Below are 20,142 nucleotides of genomic sequence, written 5' to 3'. Positions count from 1 at the left end.
GTTGATCCTGCCAGTTTGGTTTACAGCTTGTCAAGCGAACTTGCTCAGTGATCAAAGAGCGCTTTACAAGTCATGCGACGAACGGTTTACTGTCTGTAAAGTGATCCGCCACGGAGGCGGACGACACGAGACTCGAGGACGAGAATCATGACGACAGCACCCACATCTGACATAGACCTGTTCGCCGACGACGTGCTCGTCGATCCGTATCCGACGTACGCGGCCCTGCGCGAGCTCGGCGCCGTCGTGCGTCTGCCCCGTAACGACGTCTACGCCCTCACCCGCTACGGAGCCATCCGCGACGCACTCGCCGACTGGGAGTCGTTCTCCTCAGCCACGATCGGGTTCAACCCAATGGTCAACGAGGCGCTCGCAGGAACCTCGCTGCGCTCCGACCCACCCGAGCACACCACGCTGCGTGCGACCCTGTCCGAGAACCTCACCCCACGCGCCCTGCGCGGCCTGGGCGTGCAGATCGAGGCGAAGGCCGACGCGCTCGTGGCTGAGCTGGCGGCACGCGGAGGCTTCGAGGCGATCGACGACCTCGCCCGCGCTTTCCCGCTCGAGATCGTCGCCGACCTCATCGGCTTCACGGGCGAGGTGAAGGAGAACATGATGCGCTGGGGCCAGGCCGCGATGGAGGTCATCGGTCCGATGAACCAGCGCACGCAGGAGAACTTCCCCATCGCCGGTGAACTGTACGGCTGGTGCAGCACTGTCACCGCCGCCGACCTCGCCGAGGGATCCATCGGGCGCGGCATCTTCGACGCCGAGACCCGCGGCGCGATCCCCGCGGGCAGCGCGGGCCACATCATCCACCAGTACCTCGGCGCAGGTGTCGACACGACGATCGCGTCGATCGGCAACATCGTGGCCCTGTTCGGTCGCCACCCCGAGCAGTTCGAGCTGGTGCGTCAGGATGCATCACTCATCCCCGCGGCGTTCAACGAGGTGCTCCGCTACTGGGCCCCCGTGCACGCGTGGGGACGTCGCGCGACGCGCGACGTCGAGGTCGACGGCGTCGTGATCCCGGAGGGCGCCCAGGTGGCGATCTTGTTCGGCTCCGGAAACCGCGACCCCCGCCACTACGAGACGGCGGACGTCTTCGACGTCACACGCAACCCGGTCGACCACCTGTCGTTCGGCTACGGACCGCACGGATGCGCCGGTCAGGGGCTCGCTCGTCTGGAGGCGCACGCCGTAATCCGGGCACTCGCGACCCACGTCGGCTCATTCGAACTCGGCGACGAGGTCCGCGAGCCGTCGAACATCACACGCAGCATCCACAGCCTGCCCGTTCGCGCGGTCGTGCCGGCATGACCGCGATCCTGAAGGAGGACACCATGCGCATCGAACTCGATCGTCCCCGCTGCGAGGGCCACGGCCTGTGCGAGGAGGCCGCCCCCGACCTCATGCACTTGGACGACGAGGGCGAACTCGTCATCGACGTCGTGGACGTCGACGGAGCCGACATCGCCCGCGCGCAGGCCGCGGTTCGCGTGTGCCCGGTAGCCGCATTGCGACTGGCCGGCGCCGAAACGGAATGAGCAGTACGACACTGCGCAGAGTCGTCGTCGTGGGCGGTGGCATCGCCGGCCTCACCGCCTGCGAAACGCTCCGCGAGCGCGGCTTCGACGGCGAGCTCGTCGTCGTCGGGTCCGAGTCGCACGCCGCTTACAGTCGGCCGGCTCTGTCGAAGGCGCTGCTGAAGCTCGACGGCGATCTCTCGGCGCATGAGCTCGCGCCCGCCACACATGGCGCGCGCGAGGTGCGCGGGGTCTCTGCCATCGGCGTCGATGCCGACCGACGAACGATCACCCTCGACGACGGCACAGAGCTGCCCTTCGACGGACTGGTGATCGCCTCCGGGTCCCGCGCCCGCCGGTTGAGCGATCACCCCGGCGAGCTCACGCTGCGCGGGCTCGACGACGCGCATGCGCTGCGCGATCGCCTCGCCGATCAGCCGGACGTCGTCGTGCTCGGCGGCGGGGTGCTCGGCATGGAGATCGCGTCCGGCGCCGTGACCGCAGGATGCCGGGTGACCCTGATCGCCACCTCGCCGCCCATGTCCCGGCAGCTCGGTGCGCATGTGTCCGGCATCCTCACGGAATCCGCGACAGCGCAGGGCCTGCACATCGTGGTGACGGATACCGCGACCGTCGACGCCGACGGCGATCGAGCGGTCGTGCGCACCGGGGACGGCAGGGTGTTCGGCGCCGACGCGCTCATCAGCGCAGTCGGCGACCTGCCGAACACCGAGTGGCTGTCCTCCTCGGGTCTGCTGCGGGATGGGCACCTCCGCACCGACGACCGCGGGCTCGTCGCGCCAGGGATCGTCGCGGCGGGCGATGTCGCCCGTTGGGGTCGCGACGGCGTGCGCACGCCACTGTGGACGAGTGCGATCGAGCAGGCCAAGGCCGCGGCATCCGCTCTTCTCGACGCCGAAGCGCCCGAGCTGCGCTTCCAGAACTACTTCTGGACCGAGCAGTTCGGCCACAGCCTCAAAGCCGTGGGCCCACTGCCCGTCCAGGGAGCGCCGGAGGTGCTGATCGGCGAACCGGATGCGACGCCGGCACTGCTGCGCTGGCAGGGCCGGCGTCGCATCCGCTCAGTGATCGCGATCGATCACCGCATCCCGATCCCCCGGCTGCGGCGGCTGACGGATCCGGCATCCGACTGACACCGCCCCACATAGAGAACCGGCCCCGGGATGATCTCCCGGGGCCGGTTCTCGTTGCGGGATTACTCCGCGATCAGCTCGGCCTCTGCCTTCTTGCCGCTCGGCAGGAACAGCGTGAGCGCGGCGGACGCAAGTGCCGCGACGGCGGCGACGACGTAGACGATGCTGAAGCCGCCGCCGAGCGAGGCTCCGGCGAGACCCATGATGTCGCCCTGAGCCGCGTTGATCGACGCGACCGCACCCTCGACGGCCTCAGCCGGCGCACCGGCCGCGGCCATCTCGCCGGCGAACTGGCCGACCACGCCCTCCCAGCCCGACAGCCACGCGAGCGGCGGGACGTGCGAGAGGCCCTCCACGGCCTCCGGCGGGATGCCGGTGCCCTGCAGCACGCTGACGATCGGGAGCGCGAACGCCGAGGCGCCCACGCCGAACGCGATCGCGGATCCGACCACGGGGCCGAGCGTGAAGCCGAGGTCGCGCATGAGGCTCGTCGTGGCCGAGGCCATGCCGATCTGGTGTTCGGGGACCGTGTTGATCGCGACGGCCGTGATCGACCCGATCGTGAGCGCGAATCCGATGCCGAGCAGCAGCAGGGGCAGGATGAAGTCCGTCCACGGGGTACCGCCGAAACGAGCCGGTACGCCGACGGTGTACGACGACAGCCAGAAGCCCGAGATCGCCATGAGCAGGAACCCGCTGGTCAGCAGCCAGCGCGGGGCGACCGTGTGGATCAGGCGCCCCACGACCGGCGACAGCGCGAACGCCGGGCCCTGGATGATGATGAACAGCACGCCGATGACCCAGACCGGCTCCTGAGCGAGCGCACCCATCGAGATCGAGGTCGCGAAGCAGATCGCGAGGAATGCGAACATGCCCGTGACGGCGACGATGGCAGCGGTCGAGTACGTGCGGTTGCGGAACAGCTCGAGGTGCAGCAGCGGCGCCGGCGAGCGCAGCTCGATGACGACGAAGGCGACGAGCAGCACGACACCGACGATGTAGGCGGCGATGACCTGCCAGTAGCCGAAGCCGTGGTCGACGGCGGTGACCGTCGCGTAGAGCACGGCGATGAGACCGAGCGCGAACGTGATCTGACCGGGGAGGTCGAGCTTGCGACCGGCCGGAGCCGACGAGTCACGGGTGGAGGCGGAGATCGCGACGAGGATCACGGCGACGGCGGCGATGATCCAGTACGAGACGCGCCATCCGCTGAACTCGTTCGGGGCGCCGGGCTCGGCGCCGGGGATGGTGAGGAACTGCGCGGTGACGCCGGCCATGACCGGCGAGATGACGGCGCCGAGCGAGAGGAACCCGGCCCACGTCGCGATGACGCGGGAGCGCTTGGCCTTGTCGGGTGTGAGCGCCGACACCATCGCGAGTCCGATCGGGAAGAGCAGACCCGCTCCGATGCCGATCACGGCCTGGGCGATGATCATGAACGTGATGTCGGTGGCGAGGGCCGACAGGGCTGCGCCGACGACGACGAACAGGGATCCGGCGATCATCAGCTTCTTGCGGCCGAACAGGTCGCCGAGAAGGCCGAAGGTCAGCTCGAACGCGACGATCCCTATCTCGAAGATGGCGGTGATCCAGGTGAGGCCGGCGCCCGTGGCGTGGAACTCGGCGGCGAAGGCGCCGTTGAGGGCGCCGGGAACCGCGTAGGCGGTCTGGGCCAGCGTCACGGACAGGAAGGCGGCGATGAACGTCGCCCGCACTGACCCGCGCGAGGCGATGATCGTACTGGTCTGCGTTGACATAGGGGGAACTCCTTCGTCCCTGAGTGCATGTGCGGATGCGGTGTGGGCCCGCAGTTCGGGCCCGCGAGCCCTCCGCCAAGATTGGCCCTAACTTTATAGCTTGTCAAGCGAATTTACTGACTGTTATGTGGTTAGTGTTGGCGCATGGCAAATCTTCGCGAGAAGCAGAAGCAGCAGACGAGGCAGTCGCTGCTCGATCAGGCTCTGCGACTGTTCCAGGAGCAGGGCTATGTCGCGACAACGATCGATGACATCGCCTCAGCGGTCGGCACGACGCGCGTGACGTTCTATGCGCACTTCCCGAACAAGACCGAGCTCATGCGTGCGCTGTTCGGCGAACTCAATCGGCACCTCGATCGCCGAGAGGATCCCGAGCACCGTTCAACAGCTGGTTCGCTCGTGGATGCCACGCACGAAGGCAGTTTCGTCGCGATCCGCGCTTGGATCGGCGCTCAAGCCACGCGCTGGCCAGAGATCAAGCCGTACATCACGGTCGTCGAGGAAGCATCTGCGGTCGACCCGGAGATGCGCGAACTGCGCGAAGCATGGTTCGGCGAGGTCATCGACGACATCGCGGCCGGTCTCACCGCTGCCGGTCGCTTCGACGAGGCGACCCGGCGCTACCGCGGCTACCTGGCCATGGAGTTACTGAACAGTGCGAATCTGCGGTGGATCCGGCATCCGTGGTCTCTGGACGAAGGCCCGGAGCTCGACATCCTCGCCGTCGCGTGGACGAGTTTGCTCGGCGAGTGACCGCGTTCGCGGTCGCCGAGTAGTCAGGCGACCGTGCGCAGCTCTTCCTCGATCGCTGAGGCCGTCTGCTGCAGTGCGGGCAGCAGTTCGGCCCGCATGTCGTCGGCAGCGCCGCGCGCGGTGCTGGTCGAGACGTTGAGTGCTGCGGTGACTCCGGTGCGCGTTCGCAGCGGCACCGCGATCGACCGCAGTCCCTCCTCGAGCTCGCCGTCGACCATCGCCCAGCCCTGCTCGCGGACCCGATCCAATTCGGACGCGAGGTCCGATGGGTCGACGCGAGTGCGCGGGGTATACGCCACCAGCGAGTCCACCAACTCCGCGGCATCCGCCTCGGGGAGCGCCGCCAGCAGCACTCGGCCCATGCTCGTGGCTGCAGCGGGCAGACGCGTGCCGATCGTGATCCGCACGCTCATGATGCGGCGGGCGGCGGCGCGTGCGACGTAGACGATCTCGTCGCCGTCGAGCACCGCCACCGACACCGACTCGCCGATCCGATGCGAGAGCGCGTCGAGATGCGGCTGGACGACCTCCGGCAGCGAGAGGGACGAGAGGTAGCCGTAGCCGAGCTCGAGGATGCGCGGGGTCAGCAGGAATCGAGCATCCGACGTCGCCCTGACGTACCCGAGCTGCTCCAGCGTGCGCAGGAAGCGCCGAGCGGCTGCGCGCGGGATGTCGGTGCGCCGAGCAACCTCGGCGAGGGACAGCTCGGCGGGTTCGCCGTCGAACGCGCGGATGACCGCGAGGCCGCGGGCCAGCGACTGGACGAAGTCCGCACTCGCGGCGGGCACGGCATCCGATTCGGTCACTCGAGAACCCTATCCGCTCACCGTTCCAGCACGACGGCGAGGCCCTGGCCGACGCCGATGCAGATCGCGACGACCGCGACTCCCCCGCCGCGGCGCTTGAGCTCGTGCGCGGCGTGGCCGATGATGCGGCCACCGGAGGCGCCGAGCGGGTGCCCGATCGCGAGCGCTCCGCCGTGGATGTTGAGCTTGTCGGGGTCGAGGTCGGGCCAGCCGCGCAGGCACGCGAGCGACTGCGAAGCGAACGCCTCGTTCAGTTCGACGACGTCGACGTCCGCCCAGGTGCGGCCGGCGCGTGCGAGCGCCTTGTTCGCGGCTTCGATCGGCGCGGTCGGGAACTCGTCGGGGTCGACACCGTGTGCACCGCGGCCGGTGATGCGGGCCAGTGGTTCGGCATCCAGCGCGCCCTCGGCGCCGAGCAGCACGGCGGAGGCGCCGTCGTTGATCGAGGAGGAGTTGCCGGCGGTGACGGTCCCGTCCTCGGCGAACAGGGCCTTCAATCCCGCGAGCTTCTCGACAGTCGACCCGTCGCGGATGCCCTCGTCGCGGGCGAGTTCCGCGTCTGCGACCTGGACGATCTCGCCGTCGTAGACGCCGGCGGCCCATGCCCGGGCGGCGAGCTCGTGCGAGCGGACGGCGAACGCATCCTGATCCTCACGGCTGATGCCCCAGGTGGCGGCGGTCTTCTCGGCGGCTTCACCGTTCGAGATCGTCCACCCCTTCGGCAACGCACGGTTGGTCATGCGCCAGCCGATCGCGGTGTTCCACATCGTCTGATTTCCGGTCGCCGGATACGGCTTGGCCGACTTCTCGACCACGAACGGCGCCCGGCTCATCGACTCGACTCCACCGGCGAGGATGATCTCGGCATCCCCCGACTCGATCGCCCGCGATCCCTGGATCACGGCTTCGACGCTCGACGCGCACAGCCGGTTCACCGTCACGCCGGTCACGGACGTCGGGAACCCGGCGAGCAGTGCGCCCATGCGGGCGATGTTGCGGTTGTCCTCGCCCGCCTGATTCGCGTCGCCGAAGATCACGTCGTCGATGCGCGCGGCATCCAGCCCCGTCCGCTCGATGGTCGCGCGCATCACCGTGGCGGCGAGATCATCGGGGCGGATGCCGGCAAGCGCACCGCCCGCACGACCGAACGGGGTGCGAACCGCGTCGTAGATGAAGGTGGTGGTCATTGCAGCTCCAGTCCGGTCAACTCTGAAAGAGACGCGACGGTATTCTCGCCGAACGCCTCGCGCACGCGGAAGCCCTCGGGTGTCACGTCGAAGACGGCGTGGTCGGTGTAGACGCGGCTGACGCAGCCGACACCGGTGAGCGGATACGTGCATTCGGCAACGAGCTTGGACGAGTCGTCCTTGGCGAGCAGATCGGTCATCACGTAGACGTCCTTGGCGCCGATCGCGAGGTCCATGGCGCCGCCGACGGCGGGGATCGCGCCGGGCGCTCCGGTCGACCAGTTCGCGAGATCGCCGTTCTGCGCGACCTGGAACGCTCCGAGCACGCAGACGTCGAGGTGTCCGCCGCGCATCATGGCGAAGGAGTCGGCGTGGTGGAAGTAGGCAGCGCCCGGGACTGCGGTGACCGCCTGCTTACCCGCGTTGATGAGGTCGGGATCGACCTGGCCGTCGACCGGGGCACTGCCCATGCCGAGCAGTCCGTTCTCGGTATGCAGGATGATCTCGAGATCCTCGGGCAGGTAGTTCGCGACCAGGGTCGGTGCGCCGATGCCGAGGTTCACGAACGCACCCTCGGGGATATCTGCCGCGATGCGCGCGGCCAGTTCGTCGCGGGTGATGCGGGTGCTCATCACGCCGCCTCCTCTTCCGCGGCATCCGCAGGCTTGCCCTCGAGATCGACACCGCCGACGAACGAACCGCCCTGCAGCCAGTGCCGCTCGCCGACCGCGACGACGCGGTTCACGAAGATGCCTGGGGTGACGACGGCCTCGGGGTCGAGCGATCCGAGCGGCACGATCTCGTCGACCTGCACGATGGTCGTGGTGGCCGCGGTCGCCATGACGGGGCCGAAGTTGCGGGCGGTCTCGCGATACACGAGGTTGCCCCAGCGGTCGCCCTTCAGTGCACTGATGAGCGCGAAATCAGCGGTGATCGGATATTCGAGCACGTAGCGACGGCCGTCGATGACACGCTCCTCCTTGCCGGTGGCGAGCTCGGTGCCGACGCCGGTCGGCGAGAAGAACGCGCCGATGCCGGCACCGGCGGCGCGGATGCGCTCGGCGAGGTTGCCCTGCGGAACGAGTTCGAGCTCGATCCTGCCGGCGCGGTACAGGTCATCGAAGACCCACGAGTCGCTCTGCCGCGGGAACGAGCACACGATCTTCCGGACCTGGCCCTTGGCAAGCAGAGCCGCGAGACCCGTGTCTCCATTGCCGGCGTTGTTGTTCACGATCGTGAGGTTGCGAGCGCCATGGGCGATCAGCGCGTCGATGAGTTCGACGGGCTGCCCGGCACGACCGAATCCACCGATCATGACGGTCGCGCCGTCGGGGATGTCGGCGACGGCGGATGCCGCATCCACCACGGTCTTGTCGATCACGGCGCCTCCTCGCAATGTTCGCTGTGCGAACACACGTTCGCTATACGACCATCATAACCGAGGCCGGCTTCGACGCGCTACCGCTCACTCAGCCCGTCCCGCTTCGGATCGTCCGCTACGGCGTGAACGCCGCGCTCGGGTCTGCGCCGTTCAGGTGCCAGTCGCCGACGAGGCGCGCCTTGTAGACGCGCGGGTTGTGGGATGCCACGGTCCTGGCGTTGCGCCAGTGCCGATCCAGCGCCCGATCCTCTGCCAACGCGGATGAGCTCAGCGCGTCGAACAGCAGCGTAGACGCCTGCAGCGCGGCATCCGTGACCGTCAGCTGCGCCTCGTACACCGCGATCGTGGCGGCGCGCAGCGCATCGACCACGTCCGGATCGTCGGATGCGGGGTCGACAGCCAGCACGGCCACCACATCGTCCAGGACACGGGCCGCCCAGCGCACGGATGCCTCGGCAGAAGAGGCCAGCGCCGAGACGCGGCCGACGACCTCCTGGATCTGACCGTCTTCACGCGGCGCGGCCGCGAGGCCCTGCGGGTAGTTGCGCAACCGCGAGCGGACCGCGTCGGTCAGGTCGCGCTGCGCTGCACGGCAGATCCCGGCGAGGGTCGCCAGGTGGTTGAGCTGATACACGGCCTCCTGGTAGCGGGCGCGCTGTGCGAACGGATACCAGCGCCCACCGGGCACCACGACCTCATCGAACGTCGTCGTCCCGCTGCCGGTGAGCCGCTGACCGATGCCGTCCCAGTCATCGACAAGCGTCACCCCCGCGGCATCCGCCTCGATGAGCACGAGACTCATGTCGCCGGTATCCGGCCCCGTGGCGAGCACGCTGATCCAGTCGGCGAACAGGCTGCCGGTGCTGTAGAACTTCTGCCCGCTCAGCACCGCGCCCTCCGCCGTGCGGGTGAGCGCGGTGCGCATGTCGAAGAACGACCTGCCGCCGGCCTCCGACCAGGCTCCGCCGAACAGCGCTCCCGTCGCGATCTCCGCCCGCCACTGCTCGTTGCGCCCACGCTCATCATCGAAGAGCATGTCCTCGACGAACGCGAAATGATTGCGCCAGATCTGCGGGAGGTTCGAGTCGGCCGCGCCCAGCTCGATCAGCAGCGCGTGCTCCTGCTCGATCGTCGCACCGAACCCGCCCTCCTCGCGCGGCAGCCGCAGCGCACCGAATCGTGCCTGCTTCAACAGGTCGACTTGTTCGTGCGGGCGCCGCCGGGTCCGGTCGCGTTCGGCGGCACCTTCCGCGATCCGCTCGAACACGGGCCGGAAGGTCGCGAGCAGTTCGGCGGTGGTCGGTGCGGTGAGCGTCGTCGACATGACCTCCCCCTCAGACGCGAGCGGCCTCGACGACCGGCGTCGCGGCACGGTCGCTGGCGAAGGCCCCGCGATACCGTGCCGCCGGATGCCGATCGTTCAAACGCGGCGCGCCGAACAGCTTCTCGCGCAGAGTGCCCGGCGCGTACTCCGTCTGCGCCAGCCCGCGCTCGCGGAGGACGGGGAGCACCTTGTCGGCGAACTCCTCGAACGATCCGGGGAGCACCGCGTTCACCACGTTGATCCCGTCGACCCCGGCGGCCTGCCACTTCTCGAGTTCGTCGGCGATCTGCTCAGGGGTCCCGACGATCAGGTTGTTGCGGGTCATCCGGCCGGCGACGTCCGCAACCGTCGGCTCCCGGTCGGTGATCGTTCGGCGCAGCAGTTCGGTGAAGCCCTTCATGGTGTTCGTGTCGACGTCCTTGAGCTCCGTCTCCGGCGGATACGTGCGCCCCGTCTTGTCGACGATCGCCGCGTGCGCGAGGAAGCCCTCATCGCTCGACCAGCGGCTGTACTCCTCCGCCTTCTGCTTCGCATCGTCCTCGGTGTCGCCGATCACGAAGGTCAGTCCCTGGAAGAACTTGATGTCATCCGGCTCTCGACCGTTCTCGACGGCGAGCGCGCGCGTCTCATCGATCTGCCACTTCGCGACCTCGGGGTTGGGCGCGATGATGAACACCGCCTCTGCGTTCCGCGCGGCGAACCGACGCCCGGACTCGGACGCCCCGGCCTGGAACAGCAACGGGGTGCGCTGCGGGGACGGCGAGGGCAGGTGCGGCCCCTCGACCTGGTACCGCTCGCCCTCGTGGAAGATCTTGTGCACCTTGGTGACATCGGCGTAGAGGCCGCTCTCCTTGTCCTTCAGCACGGCACCTTCGTCCCACGAACCCTCCCAGAGCTTATAGACGACGTCGACGTACTCCTCAGCCCAGCGGTAGCGCTCGGCGTGATCGGTCAACTGCGGGAGCCCGTAGTTGCGCGCCCCGTTGTCCTGCGTGCCGGTGACGATGTTCCACGCGATCCGGCCCCGCGAGATGTGATCGAGCGTCGACACCTGGCGGGCGAAGTTGAAGGGATGGTTCTGCGCGACGTTCGAAGTCAGCGCGAGACCCAGGTGCTCGGTCACCACCGCGAGGGCGCCGAGCAGGACCGTCGGGTCGTTGCTGGGGATCTGCAGGCCGTGCCGCACGTACACCTCGTAGTCGGCATCCGCATCGCCGTAGTGCCCGGAGACGTCGGCGAAGAACATGGCGTCGAACTTCGCCGCTTCAAGCGTCTTCGCGAGGTCGATCCAGAGGCTCACATCCTCGAAGTCGACCTGCCCGGCATCCGGCCGGCGCCAGTGACCGTGCTGGATATGGGAGTTCGTGTTCATCACGAACGCGTTGAATCGGAGGGGACGGTTCTCGCTCATGACTTCGAGGATGCTCGCGTCACGCCGCGCGCACGCGAGTGTGTCGAAGAATCACGCCACGTTACGTTGTGCGTCGACGTCAGGCGGGGATGCCGAAGTTGTGGCGTGTCTTGATCGCCGCAGCGTCGTCGGAGGCCAGGAACGCGAGCACCTCGGCGGCCTGGGCAGGCGACGAGGATGCCGTCGCCACGGCCCCGGCGAAGACCGTGTCGATCGCGCAGTCGTCGGGCATGACGCCGAGGATGCGGATGCCGGGGTGACCCACCAGCTCGCTGAGCTGCTGGAACCCCAGGTCGACGACACCGGCGGCAACCGATTTCGCCACGGGGATGCCCGGCTGCGCCTGCATGAGCCGGTCGCCGACCTCGTCGCTCAATCCCCAGTCGTCGATCATCTGCACGAGCGCGGTGCCACTGGGGCCCGTCGAGTAGCCGATCCGGTTCGCCGAACGAAGCGCGTCACGCAGCGCTGAAGCATCCGCGAACGCGGGTCCGTCCGGTCGAGGCGCGGGCTCTGACGAGTGCGACGGCACGGCCACCGCGGTCTGCGACAGCATGAGCGGTGTCACCGTTGCGGCGTCCACGTGTCCTGCAGAAGCCAGCTTCGCGAGAGCACCGGATGCGAGGAACACGAGGTCGAACGACTCCCCCGCGGCGACGCGCTCCGCAGCAGCCACACCACCGACCGACTCCATGTCCAGCTCGGGCAGCCCGGCTTCGACTGCCGCGGCCGCCAGGTCCGCGAGCACCTGACGCGTCGCCATGGAGGAGATGGCCCTCACGAGATGGCCTTCACGCAGCATCCTCGAAGGTCTCGGCATCCACCTCGGCGGCAGGACCGGGGGCGTAGCGCGGGCCCGACACGGTCGACGTGTCGATCAGCGAGCCGGCGCGCTCGAGCAGCGCGGCATCCACCGTCACGTCGAGAGCCGCGAAGTCCTCGCGCAGATGATCGGCGTTCGTCGTCCCCGGGATCGGCACGACGTGGTCGCCGCGCGACAGCAACCACGCGAGTGCGAGCTGTCCCGGCGTGCATCCGGCCTCCGCGGCGAGCGCACGCCAGGCAGGAAGCAGCGCGGCATTCGCGGGCCAATTGTCCGAAGAGAAGCGCGGCATCGCGCGGCGAATGTCCTTCTCCGCCAACTCGGAGGGGTCGCCGACCGAGTCGCCGAGGAACCCGCGCGCGACCGGCGAGAACGCGACCAGCGCGATCCCATCGGCCGCCGTGGCCTCGAGCATCCCGAGTTCCGGGTTCCGGCTCCACAGCGAGTACTCGTTCTGCACGGCGGCGATCGGCGCGACGGCTTGCGCTTCGCGCAGTCGCGCGACCGAAACCTCTGAGAGTCCGATCGCGCCGATCTTGCCCGCATCCACGAGCGAGGCGAGGGCGCCGACGCTCTCGCCGATCGGCACGTTCTTGTCCCAGCGGTGCAGGTAGTACAGGTCGATGTGGTCGACACCCAACCGCGAAAGCGAAGCATCCACCTGCGCCGTCAACGTCGCAGGGCGACCGTCGATGACCTTCTTGCCGTCGACCTGAGCCATGCCGCCCTTGCTGGCGAGCACGACCTCGTCCCGGCGACCCTTCAGCGCTCGACCGACGAGCTCCTCGTTGCGTCCCCCGCCGTACAGCGTCGCGGTGTCGAGGTGCGTGACGCCGGAGTCGAGGGCCGTGCGCAGCAGCGCCAGCCCGTCTTCGGGCGACGGCGGGATGCCGTACGCGTGGCTCAGGTTCATGCAGCCTAGACCCATGCGGGGGAGCATCATGACGCGAGCTGCTCCTCCAACTGGCCGAGCACGCGGTAGCAGTCGATGACCTGACGAAGAGACGAGTTCGGCTCGCGGCCCTCACGGATCGCAGCCACGAACTCGCGGTCCTGCAGCTCGATGCCGTTCATGCTGACGGCCACGTTCGAGACGTCGATCTGCTCCTCCTTGCCGGTGAACAGGTCGTCGTAGCGGGCGATGTAGGTCGCGGTGTCGCCGATGTACCGGAAGAACGTGCCGAACGGGCCTTCGTTGTTGAACGACAGCGACAGCGTGCAGATCGCGCCGGTCTCGCTCTTGAGCTGGATCGACATGTCCATCGCGATGCCGAGCTCGGGGTGGATCGGACCCTGCAGCGCGTGCGCCTCGACGATCTTGCCGGCCTGATACGCGAACAGGTCGACCGTGTGCGCGGCGTGGTGCCACAGCAGGTGGTCGGTCCAGGAGCGCGCCTCGCCCTTGGCGTTCGTGTTCGTGCGGCGGAAGAAGTACGTCTGCACGTCCATCTGCTGCACCGCGAACTCGCCCGCCTCGATGCGCTCGTGCACGAGCTGGTGCGACGGGTTGAACCGACGCGTGTGACCGACCATGGCGACGAGGCCCGATGCCTCGACGGCTTCGGCCGCCGCAAGGGTGGCTTCGGCATCCGCCAGCGAGTCGGCGAGCGGGATCTCGACCTGGACGTGCTTGCCGGCGGCGAGCACCGCCTGGGTCTGCGAGGCGTGCAGCCCGGTCGGGGTCGCCAGGATGACAGCATCCACGTCGTCGCGGCCGAGAACGGCTTCGAGTCCGACGACCGCGTTCGCGACGCCGTACTGCGCGGCGACAGCATCCGCCTTCTCCTGCGAGGTGGCGGCCACGACCGTCACCTCGGCGTCCTCGATGTTCCGAAGGCCGTCCAGGTGCTTCATGCCGAAGGCGCCATTCGCGCCCACGACGGCGATACGGATCTTGTCGCTCATTCGCTCTCCCTCTCGAGGTTCGATACCAGGATGTCAGGCGTTGGCCACGGCTGCGGTCTCGGCCGGCTCGGGGGCGGGCGCCCCGTCCTGGATCTCGGCCGAGGCCGGGTCCTCGGCGAGATCCGTCCGACCGACCGGGTTGCTGAGGACCAGGTGGCCGACGGCGGTGTTGGATGCCGGCACGTGGTAGAACCGGTGATCCGTCGAGGGGGCCTCGCCGTCGAACTGGTCGTCCATCGCACCGCGGGCGATCAGCCAGTCGACGAGCTCGATGCCCTCGGAACCCGCCTCGTCGACGTACTCCATGTGCGGCCACTCGGTCAGACCCATGGGGTCGGCGATCAGGTGGTCGAGGAACGCGTTGTCCCACTCCTTGTTGATCAGGCCGGCGCGCGGGCCCTGGAGCTGGTGGCTCATGCCGCCGGTGCCCCAGATCTGCACGTTGAGCTCTTCGCCGTCCCACTTGTCGATCGCGCGACGCAGGGCCTTGCCGAGCTCGTAGCACCGGCGACCGGACGGCACGGGGTACTGCACAACGTTGACCGCGAGCGGGATGACGCGCACGGGCCACTGCTCGTCGGGGCCGAGTTCGCCGTAGACGAGCGACAGCGGCACGGTCAGACCGTGGTCGACGACCATCTCGTTGACGAGCGTCAGGTCGAAATCGTCCTGGATGATCGACTGCGCGAGGTGCGCGGCGAACTCCGGGTAGCCCTGCACGTCGGGTACGGGGCGGGGGCCGTAGCCCTCGTCGGCGACCGGGTACTCCGCACCCGTGCCGAGCACGAACGTCGGGATGATGCTCGCATCGAACGCGGTCGCGTGGTCGTTGTAGACGAGGATGACGACGTCAGGGGTGTTCTCCTTGGCCCACTTGCGGGTCCACTGGTACCCGTCGAAGACCTTCTTCCAGTACGGCTCCTCCGTCTTGCCGAGGTCCATCGCGGCACCGATCGCCGGCACGTGCGAAGTGAACAGCGCCGACGTGTACTTCGCCGGGGCATCCGGACGCATCGTCGTCGCCTTCTCGGTCGACGGCGGCGTCCAGCCATCGAGGTCCTTGAGGCGAGCGCCCTTCGGGTTCCGTCCGCCGCCGAGCATCATGTCGCGGTAGGCGGCCTCGCTCATGCCGGTCATGGAGCCGGCCATCTGCTGGAAACTCATGCCGTGCGTGGCACCGATCTTGCTGAGGAAGTAGATGTTGCCACCCTCAGCGATCATGGTGTTCATGTCCATGTCGAGAACGGCCTGACGCTGCACCGGGTTCAGCGGCCACTCGTCGAGGTACGCCGCCTGGTCGGCGAGGAAGCGCTGCCGATTCGCGGGCTTCATCAGCGACATCGCGAACTGATTGAGGTGGTATCCCTTACGCGCCTGCTCGGCGTCGTAGATGGTCGTCCCGGGAACGTTCTTGTACGGCTTGTCGAGTGCCATGATGGTTCTCCTTCAGTCTTCCCCGCGGTTCAACGGGCCCAATACAGACGAGACGGGTTGTCCACGAGCAGCTTCTGCTGCAGTTCGGGCGTCGTCGCGATCTGCGGGATGTAGTCGACCAGCAGTCCGTCGTCGGGCATGTGGTCCTTGAGGTTGGGGTGCGGCCAGTCGGTTCCCCAGAGCACGCGATCGGGGAACTCGTCGACCACACGTCGGGCGAACGGCACGACGTCGGTGTACGCGTGCAGTTCGCCGTCTCTGTTGTCTTCAGGAAGGGCGCGGGGCCCCGTGACGCTCAGGCGCTCGGGGCACGAGACCTTGGTCCACACGTTCTCGTTCTCACGCATGAAGCGCAGGAACAGGGCGAACTCTTCCCCGTCGACATCCTTGGTGACGTCGGGCCGGCCCATATGGTCGACGACGACATCCGTCGGGATGCTGGAGAAGAAGTCGTAGAACTCCGGAAGGTCTTCCGCCTCGAAGTAGATGACCACATGCCATCCGAGAGGGGCGATCTTCGTGACGATCTCGTCGAGCGAGTCGGTCGAGATGCGGTCGACGAGACGCTTGACGAAGTTGAAGCGAACGCCGCGGACGCCGGCCGCGTGCAGTTCCCGCAGCTGTTCGTCGGTCACGTCGCGACGGACCGTGGCGACACCGCGGGCACGGCCCTCGCTGCGGTTCAACGCATCGACGAGGGCACTGTTGTCGGCGCCGTGGCAGGTGGCCTGCACGATGACGTTGCGGTCGAAGCCGAGGTGGTCGCGGAGGGCGAACAACTGCTCGGCGGATGCATCGCACGGGGTGTACTTGCGCTCGGGCGCGTACGGGAACTCGGCTCCGGGCCCGAAGACGTGGCAGTGCGCATCGACCGCACCCTCAGGTAGCGTGAACGTCGGCTTCGAGGGGCCGTCGTACCAGTCCAGCCAGCCCTCGGTCTTCTCGAACGGGCCCGTCGTCTCGCCGTGAACAGTATCGGTCTGCGGCATCCGTCAGTCCTCCACGTATTCCAGGCCGGCGGCGGCGAGCGGCTCGCGCATGCCGTACAGGTCGAGTCCGAGCACGCCCTCGCGGAACTTCTGCCGCTTGGACTCCTCGTTGTCCTCGCGCTTCCGGCTGGCATCCGCCACCGCACCCACGAGCTCGCGCGGCACGACCACGACGCCGTCCACGTCGGCGACGACCACGTCACCCGGGTTGACCAGGGCGTTGGCCGCGACGACCGGGACGTTGACCGAACCGAGCGTGGCCTTCACCGTGCCCTTGGAGTTCACGGCGCGGGAGAAGACGGGGAAGTCCATCTTCTCGAGGTCGGCGACGTCGCGGACGCCGCCATCGATCACGAGACCCTTGCATCCGCGGGCGGTCAGCGAGGTGGCCAGCAGCTCGCCGAAGAAGCCGTCTTCGCTCTCGGTGGTGCAGCCGGCGACGATCACGTCGCCCTCCTGCACCTGCTCGGCGGCGACGTGGAACATCCAGTTGTCACCGGGCTGCAGCAGCACCGTGACGGCAGGGCCGCACAGTTTCGCGCCGTTGTACACCGGGCGGATGTACGGCCGCATGAGGCCGACGCGCCCCATGGCCTCGTGGATCGTGGCGACGCCGAACTGCGACAGGCGCGCGACGTCATCGGGGTCGGGGCGTTGGATGCTGGTGCGGACGATGCCGAGGTTGTTCAGTCGCATGTTCTTCTCTTTCAGAGCCCGCGTGCCTTCAGGGCACGGTCGAGGCGGGGGTAGACGTCCCGGGCGTTGCCCTCGAAGACCGCCTGACGCTGCGAGCCGCTGAGGTTGGTGGTCGCGTCGACGTAGCGCTTGGTGTCGTCGAAGTAGTGGCCGGTGCGGGGGTCGATGTCGCGGACGGCGCCGATCATCTCGCTGGCGAACAGGATGTTCTTGGTCGGGATGACGTCGGTCAGCAGGTCGATGCCGGGCTGGTGGTAGACGCAGGTGTCGAAGTAGACGTTGTTCAGGAGGTGCTCTTCGAGCTCGGGCTTGCCGAGGGCCATCGCGAGCCCGCGGAACCGGCCCCAGTGGTACGGCACCGCGCCGCCGCCATGCGGGATGACGAGCTTCAGATCGGGGAAGTCGCGGAACAGGTCGCCCTTGAGCAGCTGCATGAACGCGGTGGTGTCGGCACCGAGGTAGTGGTCACCGGTGGTGTGGAAGACGTCGGGGCGGCAGGTGGTGCTCACGTGCACCATCGCGGGGAGCTCGTACTCGACGAGCTTCTCGTAGATCGGGTACCACGAGCGGTCCGTGAGTGCGGGTGCCGACCATTTTCCGCCGGAGGGGTCGGGGTTGAGGTTCACCGTGACGACGCCGAGCTCCTCGACCGCGCGAGTGAGCTCGGCCACGGTGGTCGCCGGGTCGACACCGGGGGACTGCGGCAGCATCGCACCGGGGAGGAAGCGGTCGGGGAAGAGCCCCGCGACCCGGGCGACGAGGTCGTTGCAGATGCGCGCCCAGGTCTCGCTGACGGCGAAGTCGCCGATGTGGTGGGCCATGAACGAGGCGCGGGGGCTGAAGACGGTGAGGTCGCTGCCGCGCTCGTTCATGAGCCGCAGTTGATTGGCCTCGATCGTCTCGCGGATGTCGTCGTCGCTGATCTTGAGGTCGGCGGGGTCGGGGGCTTCCCCCTTGCCGTCGGCGAAGGCGATCTGCAAGTCACGCCAGGCGCCCAGCTGTGCGGGGGCGGTCGTGTAGTGGCCGTGGATGTCGATGATCAACGCGTGTCGTCCTTGTCACTCGGATGCCGTTGCATCGACTCTAGGTCGGCATCCGGATGCCGTCCAATAGATGTTTTTCCCCTGCGGAATAGATAGCCTCTATGCATGGCGCTTGCGGATCTGAACCAGTTGCGGACGTTCGTCGTGCTGTACGAACTGCGCAGCGTGACGGCCGCCGCCGAACGCCTGCACGTGACGCAGCCCACGGTCAGTTACACGCTCCGCCGACTGCGCGAGAAGTTCGGCGACGAGCTGTTCCGCCGCGAGGGGCACGACATGGTGCCGACGGCGAAGGCGACCGCGCTGTTCGCTCCGCTGCACGAGGCGCTCGCGCAGATCGACCAGACCGTCAGCGATCCCGACGCGTTCGAGCCGTCCGGATTCAGCGGCGAGCTGGCGCTCGGACTCACCTCGATCGGCGAGCAGACGTTCCTGCCGCCGATCATGGAGGCGCTGGCCCGCGAGGCCGCCAGCCCGCACCTGCAGGTCGCGAGACTGGACTCGGACCAGGTCGAGGACGGGTTGATCCGCGGCTCGATCGACCTGGCCATGACGGTGTCGATGATCGGCAGTCCGCGGCTGTGGCGCACGCACGTGCGGGCCGTCGAGTACGTGGCCCTGTCGTCGGGGCGGCACCCGCTGCCCGAGACGTCGCCCGACATGTTCGAGGGGCGCCGGTTCGTGCGCGTGAGCGCGCGCGGCGGGCATGTCTTCCCGCTGCAGGTGCTCACCGAGCACGGGCTCATGGGCCAGGTCGCCCTCACCGTCGAGGAGTACTCGACCGTGCCGGCCGTTCTCGAGGCGACGGATCTCGTCGTGCTCGTGCCCCGGCACATCGCCGAGGTGTTCAGCGGCTGGTTCGGCGGGCTGCGCTTCGCGGACCTGCCGTGGCCGGCGCAGTCGACCCCCGTGTCGCTGTACACGCGTCGCGAGGCGAGCCTGGGGCCGGCGCAGCGCTGGTTCCGAAGCGTGGTGCTGGATGCCGTCGCCGCCGGGGAGTACCGGCGGGGACGCTCGGGCTAATCGCCGACGGTCGGCACCCCGAACTTCTTCCGAGCCTCGCCGACCACGAGTCGCAGTTCGCGCACGAAGGTCTCACCGAGCTCGTCGGAGTAGCGGGCGATCGGCATCGCGATGCTGAGCGCGCAGTACTCGCCGTCGAGGGCGCCGATCGCCATCGAGTACGCGGCGATCCCCGGCTCGCTCTCCTCGAAGTTCGTCGCGTAGCCGCGATCGCGGACCTGATCCCAGTTCTCCCGCAGCCGGTCGAGATCGACCGCCCAGCCGCGTCCGCCGGAGAGCGCGAGCGAGTACCGAGCCTCGACCTCCTCCCAGGGGAGCTCCGCCAGCAGGGACTTGCCCTCGGAGGTGATGTGGGCCGGCAGCCGCACGCCCACGCGCAACCCGAAGCGCAGGGTGTGCTCCGATTCGATTGCGTCCGGGTGGTGCACCTCGGTTCCGACCAGCGTCGCGAGGTGGATGGTCTCCCCCACCCGCTCGTAGAGGCTCTCCACGAAGGGGCGAAGACGCTGCCGCGCGGATTCCGCCTGCCGCGGGACGCGGAACATGGCCGCGCCCGGCACGTATCGCCGCCGCTCGTCCTGGCGCGCGTACCCGCTGCTGACGAGCGTGGCCAGCAGCCGCTGCGCGGTCGACTGGTGCACGCCGAGAGCGAGGGCGGCGTCCTTGACGCTGAGCGGACCGTCTTCCGCGATCAGGTCGAGCAGAGTCAGCGCTCGAGAGACGGATTCGACATGGCCGATCGATGGAGTATTGCGCACCACGCAATTCTACAGAATCCGATTGCTAATCGCGCAAGCATCTGCGTAGTGTGACTGTCACCGATTTCGGACGTCGTTCGAGGAAGCACAGACGTTCACTGATGTCACCCGACTCTTGACGTTCCTCGACCGCGCCCTCGGCACCCCATGAACGCCCAGGAGATTGGAACAT

General features: G+C 68.2%; 20 protein-coding genes. 5 read left to right on the top strand and 15 right to left on the bottom strand.

Going from position 1 to position 20,142, the window contains the following annotated elements:
• The first annotated feature begins 147 nt into the window (after positions 1-147).
• The 3 genes from LQZ87_RS05675 to LQZ87_RS05665 are packed head-to-tail and all read left to right on the top strand — an operon-like array spanning position 148 to position 2,680.
• A complete protein-coding gene (locus LQZ87_RS05675; RefSeq protein ID WP_230102495.1) occupies positions 148-1,320 on the top strand; it encodes a cytochrome P450 in 1,173 nt (390 codons plus the stop codon).
• Positions 1,321-1,343: 23 nt separating this feature from the next.
• On the top strand, positions 1,344-1,547 hold the full coding sequence (locus LQZ87_RS05670; protein ID WP_230102494.1) for a ferredoxin: 204 nt from the start codon (positions 1,344-1,346) through the stop codon (positions 1,545-1,547).
• Positions 1,544-2,680, top strand: coding sequence for an FAD-dependent oxidoreductase (locus LQZ87_RS05665; RefSeq protein ID WP_230102493.1), 1,137 nt, complete (start codon positions 1,544-1,546; stop codon positions 2,678-2,680). Before LQZ87_RS05670 ends, LQZ87_RS05665 begins: the two co-directional genes overlap by 4 nt.
• Positions 2,681-2,742: 62 nt before the next feature.
• Here the strand turns inward: LQZ87_RS05665 and LQZ87_RS05660 are convergent, their stop codons facing one another.
• Entirely contained in the window at positions 2,743-4,437 is a 1,695-nt protein-coding gene (locus LQZ87_RS05660; protein ID WP_230102492.1) for an MFS transporter, read from the bottom strand.
• A gap of 144 nt (positions 4,438-4,581) precedes the next feature.
• On the opposite strand from LQZ87_RS05660, the gene LQZ87_RS05655 reads away from it, so the two are divergent.
• The gene (locus LQZ87_RS05655) at positions 4,582-5,190 is read left to right on the top strand and encodes a TetR family transcriptional regulator (RefSeq protein WP_230102491.1); all 609 of its coding nucleotides are present in this window, start codon (positions 4,582-4,584) and stop codon (positions 5,188-5,190) included.
• 23 nt (positions 5,191-5,213) lie between these two features.
• Here LQZ87_RS05655 and LQZ87_RS05650 read toward each other — a convergent pair whose 3' ends face one another.
• The 13 genes from LQZ87_RS05650 to LQZ87_RS05590 form a co-directional block, all read right to left on the bottom strand.
• Complete coding sequence (locus tag LQZ87_RS05650; RefSeq protein WP_230102490.1) at positions 5,214-5,996, bottom strand: IclR family transcriptional regulator C-terminal domain-containing protein; 783 nt, start codon at positions 5,994-5,996, stop codon at positions 5,214-5,216.
• Between the two features lie 17 nt (positions 5,997-6,013).
• Positions 6,014-7,183, bottom strand: coding sequence for a thiolase family protein (locus LQZ87_RS05645; RefSeq protein WP_230102489.1), 1,170 nt, complete (start codon positions 7,181-7,183; stop codon positions 6,014-6,016).
• Entirely contained in the window at positions 7,180-7,815 is a 636-nt protein-coding gene (locus tag LQZ87_RS05640; protein WP_290368247.1) for a 3-oxoacid CoA-transferase subunit B, read from the bottom strand. Before LQZ87_RS05640 ends, LQZ87_RS05645 begins: the two co-directional genes overlap by 4 nt.
• Positions 7,815-8,564 carry a 3-oxoacid CoA-transferase subunit A gene (locus tag LQZ87_RS05635; protein WP_230102487.1) on the bottom strand — a complete coding sequence of 250 codons (750 nt, stop codon included), beginning with the start codon at positions 8,562-8,564 and terminating at the stop codon, positions 7,815-7,817. Before LQZ87_RS05635 ends, LQZ87_RS05640 begins: the two co-directional genes overlap by 1 nt.
• Positions 8,565-8,679: 115 nt before the next feature.
• Positions 8,680-9,888 carry an acyl-CoA dehydrogenase family protein gene (locus tag LQZ87_RS05630; RefSeq protein ID WP_230102486.1) on the bottom strand — a complete coding sequence of 403 codons (1,209 nt, stop codon included), beginning with the start codon at positions 9,886-9,888 and terminating at the stop codon, positions 8,680-8,682.
• A 10-nt stretch (positions 9,889-9,898) separates the two neighbouring features.
• Complete coding sequence (locus LQZ87_RS05625) at positions 9,899-11,299, bottom strand: LLM class flavin-dependent oxidoreductase (RefSeq protein ID WP_230102485.1); 1,401 nt, start codon at positions 11,297-11,299, stop codon at positions 9,899-9,901.
• 79 nt (positions 11,300-11,378) lie between these two features.
• Complete coding sequence (locus tag LQZ87_RS05620) at positions 11,379-12,080, bottom strand: substrate-binding domain-containing protein (RefSeq protein ID WP_230102484.1); 702 nt, start codon at positions 12,078-12,080, stop codon at positions 11,379-11,381.
• A gap of 10 nt (positions 12,081-12,090) precedes the next feature.
• Complete coding sequence (locus LQZ87_RS05615; protein WP_290368253.1) at positions 12,091-13,050, bottom strand: aldo/keto reductase; 960 nt, start codon at positions 13,048-13,050, stop codon at positions 12,091-12,093.
• Between the two features lie 11 nt (positions 13,051-13,061).
• Complete coding sequence (locus LQZ87_RS05610; protein ID WP_230102482.1) at positions 13,062-14,027, bottom strand: Gfo/Idh/MocA family oxidoreductase; 966 nt, start codon at positions 14,025-14,027, stop codon at positions 13,062-13,064.
• 33 nt (positions 14,028-14,060) lie between these two features.
• Positions 14,061-15,461: a protocatechuate 4,5-dioxygenase subunit alpha/beta gene (locus LQZ87_RS05605; RefSeq protein WP_230102481.1), complete on the bottom strand. Its 1,401-nt coding sequence runs from the start codon at positions 15,459-15,461 to the stop codon at positions 14,061-14,063.
• 29 nt (positions 15,462-15,490) lie between these two features.
• Positions 15,491-16,450 carry an amidohydrolase family protein gene (locus LQZ87_RS05600; protein WP_230102480.1) on the bottom strand — a complete coding sequence of 320 codons (960 nt, stop codon included), beginning with the start codon at positions 16,448-16,450 and terminating at the stop codon, positions 15,491-15,493.
• Positions 16,451-16,453: 3 nt separating this feature from the next.
• On the bottom strand, positions 16,454-17,146 hold the full coding sequence (gene ligK, locus LQZ87_RS05595) for a 4-carboxy-4-hydroxy-2-oxoadipate aldolase/oxaloacetate decarboxylase (protein ID WP_230102479.1): 693 nt from the start codon (positions 17,144-17,146) through the stop codon (positions 16,454-16,456).
• A gap of 11 nt (positions 17,147-17,157) precedes the next feature.
• Positions 17,158-18,189, bottom strand: coding sequence for an amidohydrolase family protein (locus LQZ87_RS05590; RefSeq protein WP_230102478.1), 1,032 nt, complete (start codon positions 18,187-18,189; stop codon positions 17,158-17,160).
• A gap of 105 nt (positions 18,190-18,294) precedes the next feature.
• Here LQZ87_RS05590 and LQZ87_RS05585 point away from each other — a divergent pair, with 105 nt between their 5' ends.
• Entirely contained in the window at positions 18,295-19,212 is a 918-nt protein-coding gene (locus LQZ87_RS05585) for a LysR family transcriptional regulator (RefSeq protein WP_230102477.1), read from the top strand.
• On the opposite strand, the gene LQZ87_RS05580 is transcribed toward LQZ87_RS05585, so the two are convergent.
• On the bottom strand, positions 19,209-19,970 hold the full coding sequence (locus tag LQZ87_RS05580) for an IclR family transcriptional regulator (protein ID WP_230102476.1): 762 nt from the start codon (positions 19,968-19,970) through the stop codon (positions 19,209-19,211). The two genes, LQZ87_RS05585 and LQZ87_RS05580, sit on opposite strands and share 4 nt — an antisense overlap.
• Between the last annotated feature and the right edge of the window lie 172 nt (positions 19,971-20,142).

Source organism: Microbacterium sp. Bi121, from assembly GCF_918698005.1.
Classification (GTDB): domain Bacteria; phylum Actinomycetota; class Actinomycetes; order Actinomycetales; family Microbacteriaceae; genus Microbacterium.
The sequence above is the reverse complement of the archived record's forward strand: the minus strand, read 5'-3'. Positions and strand labels throughout refer to the sequence as shown.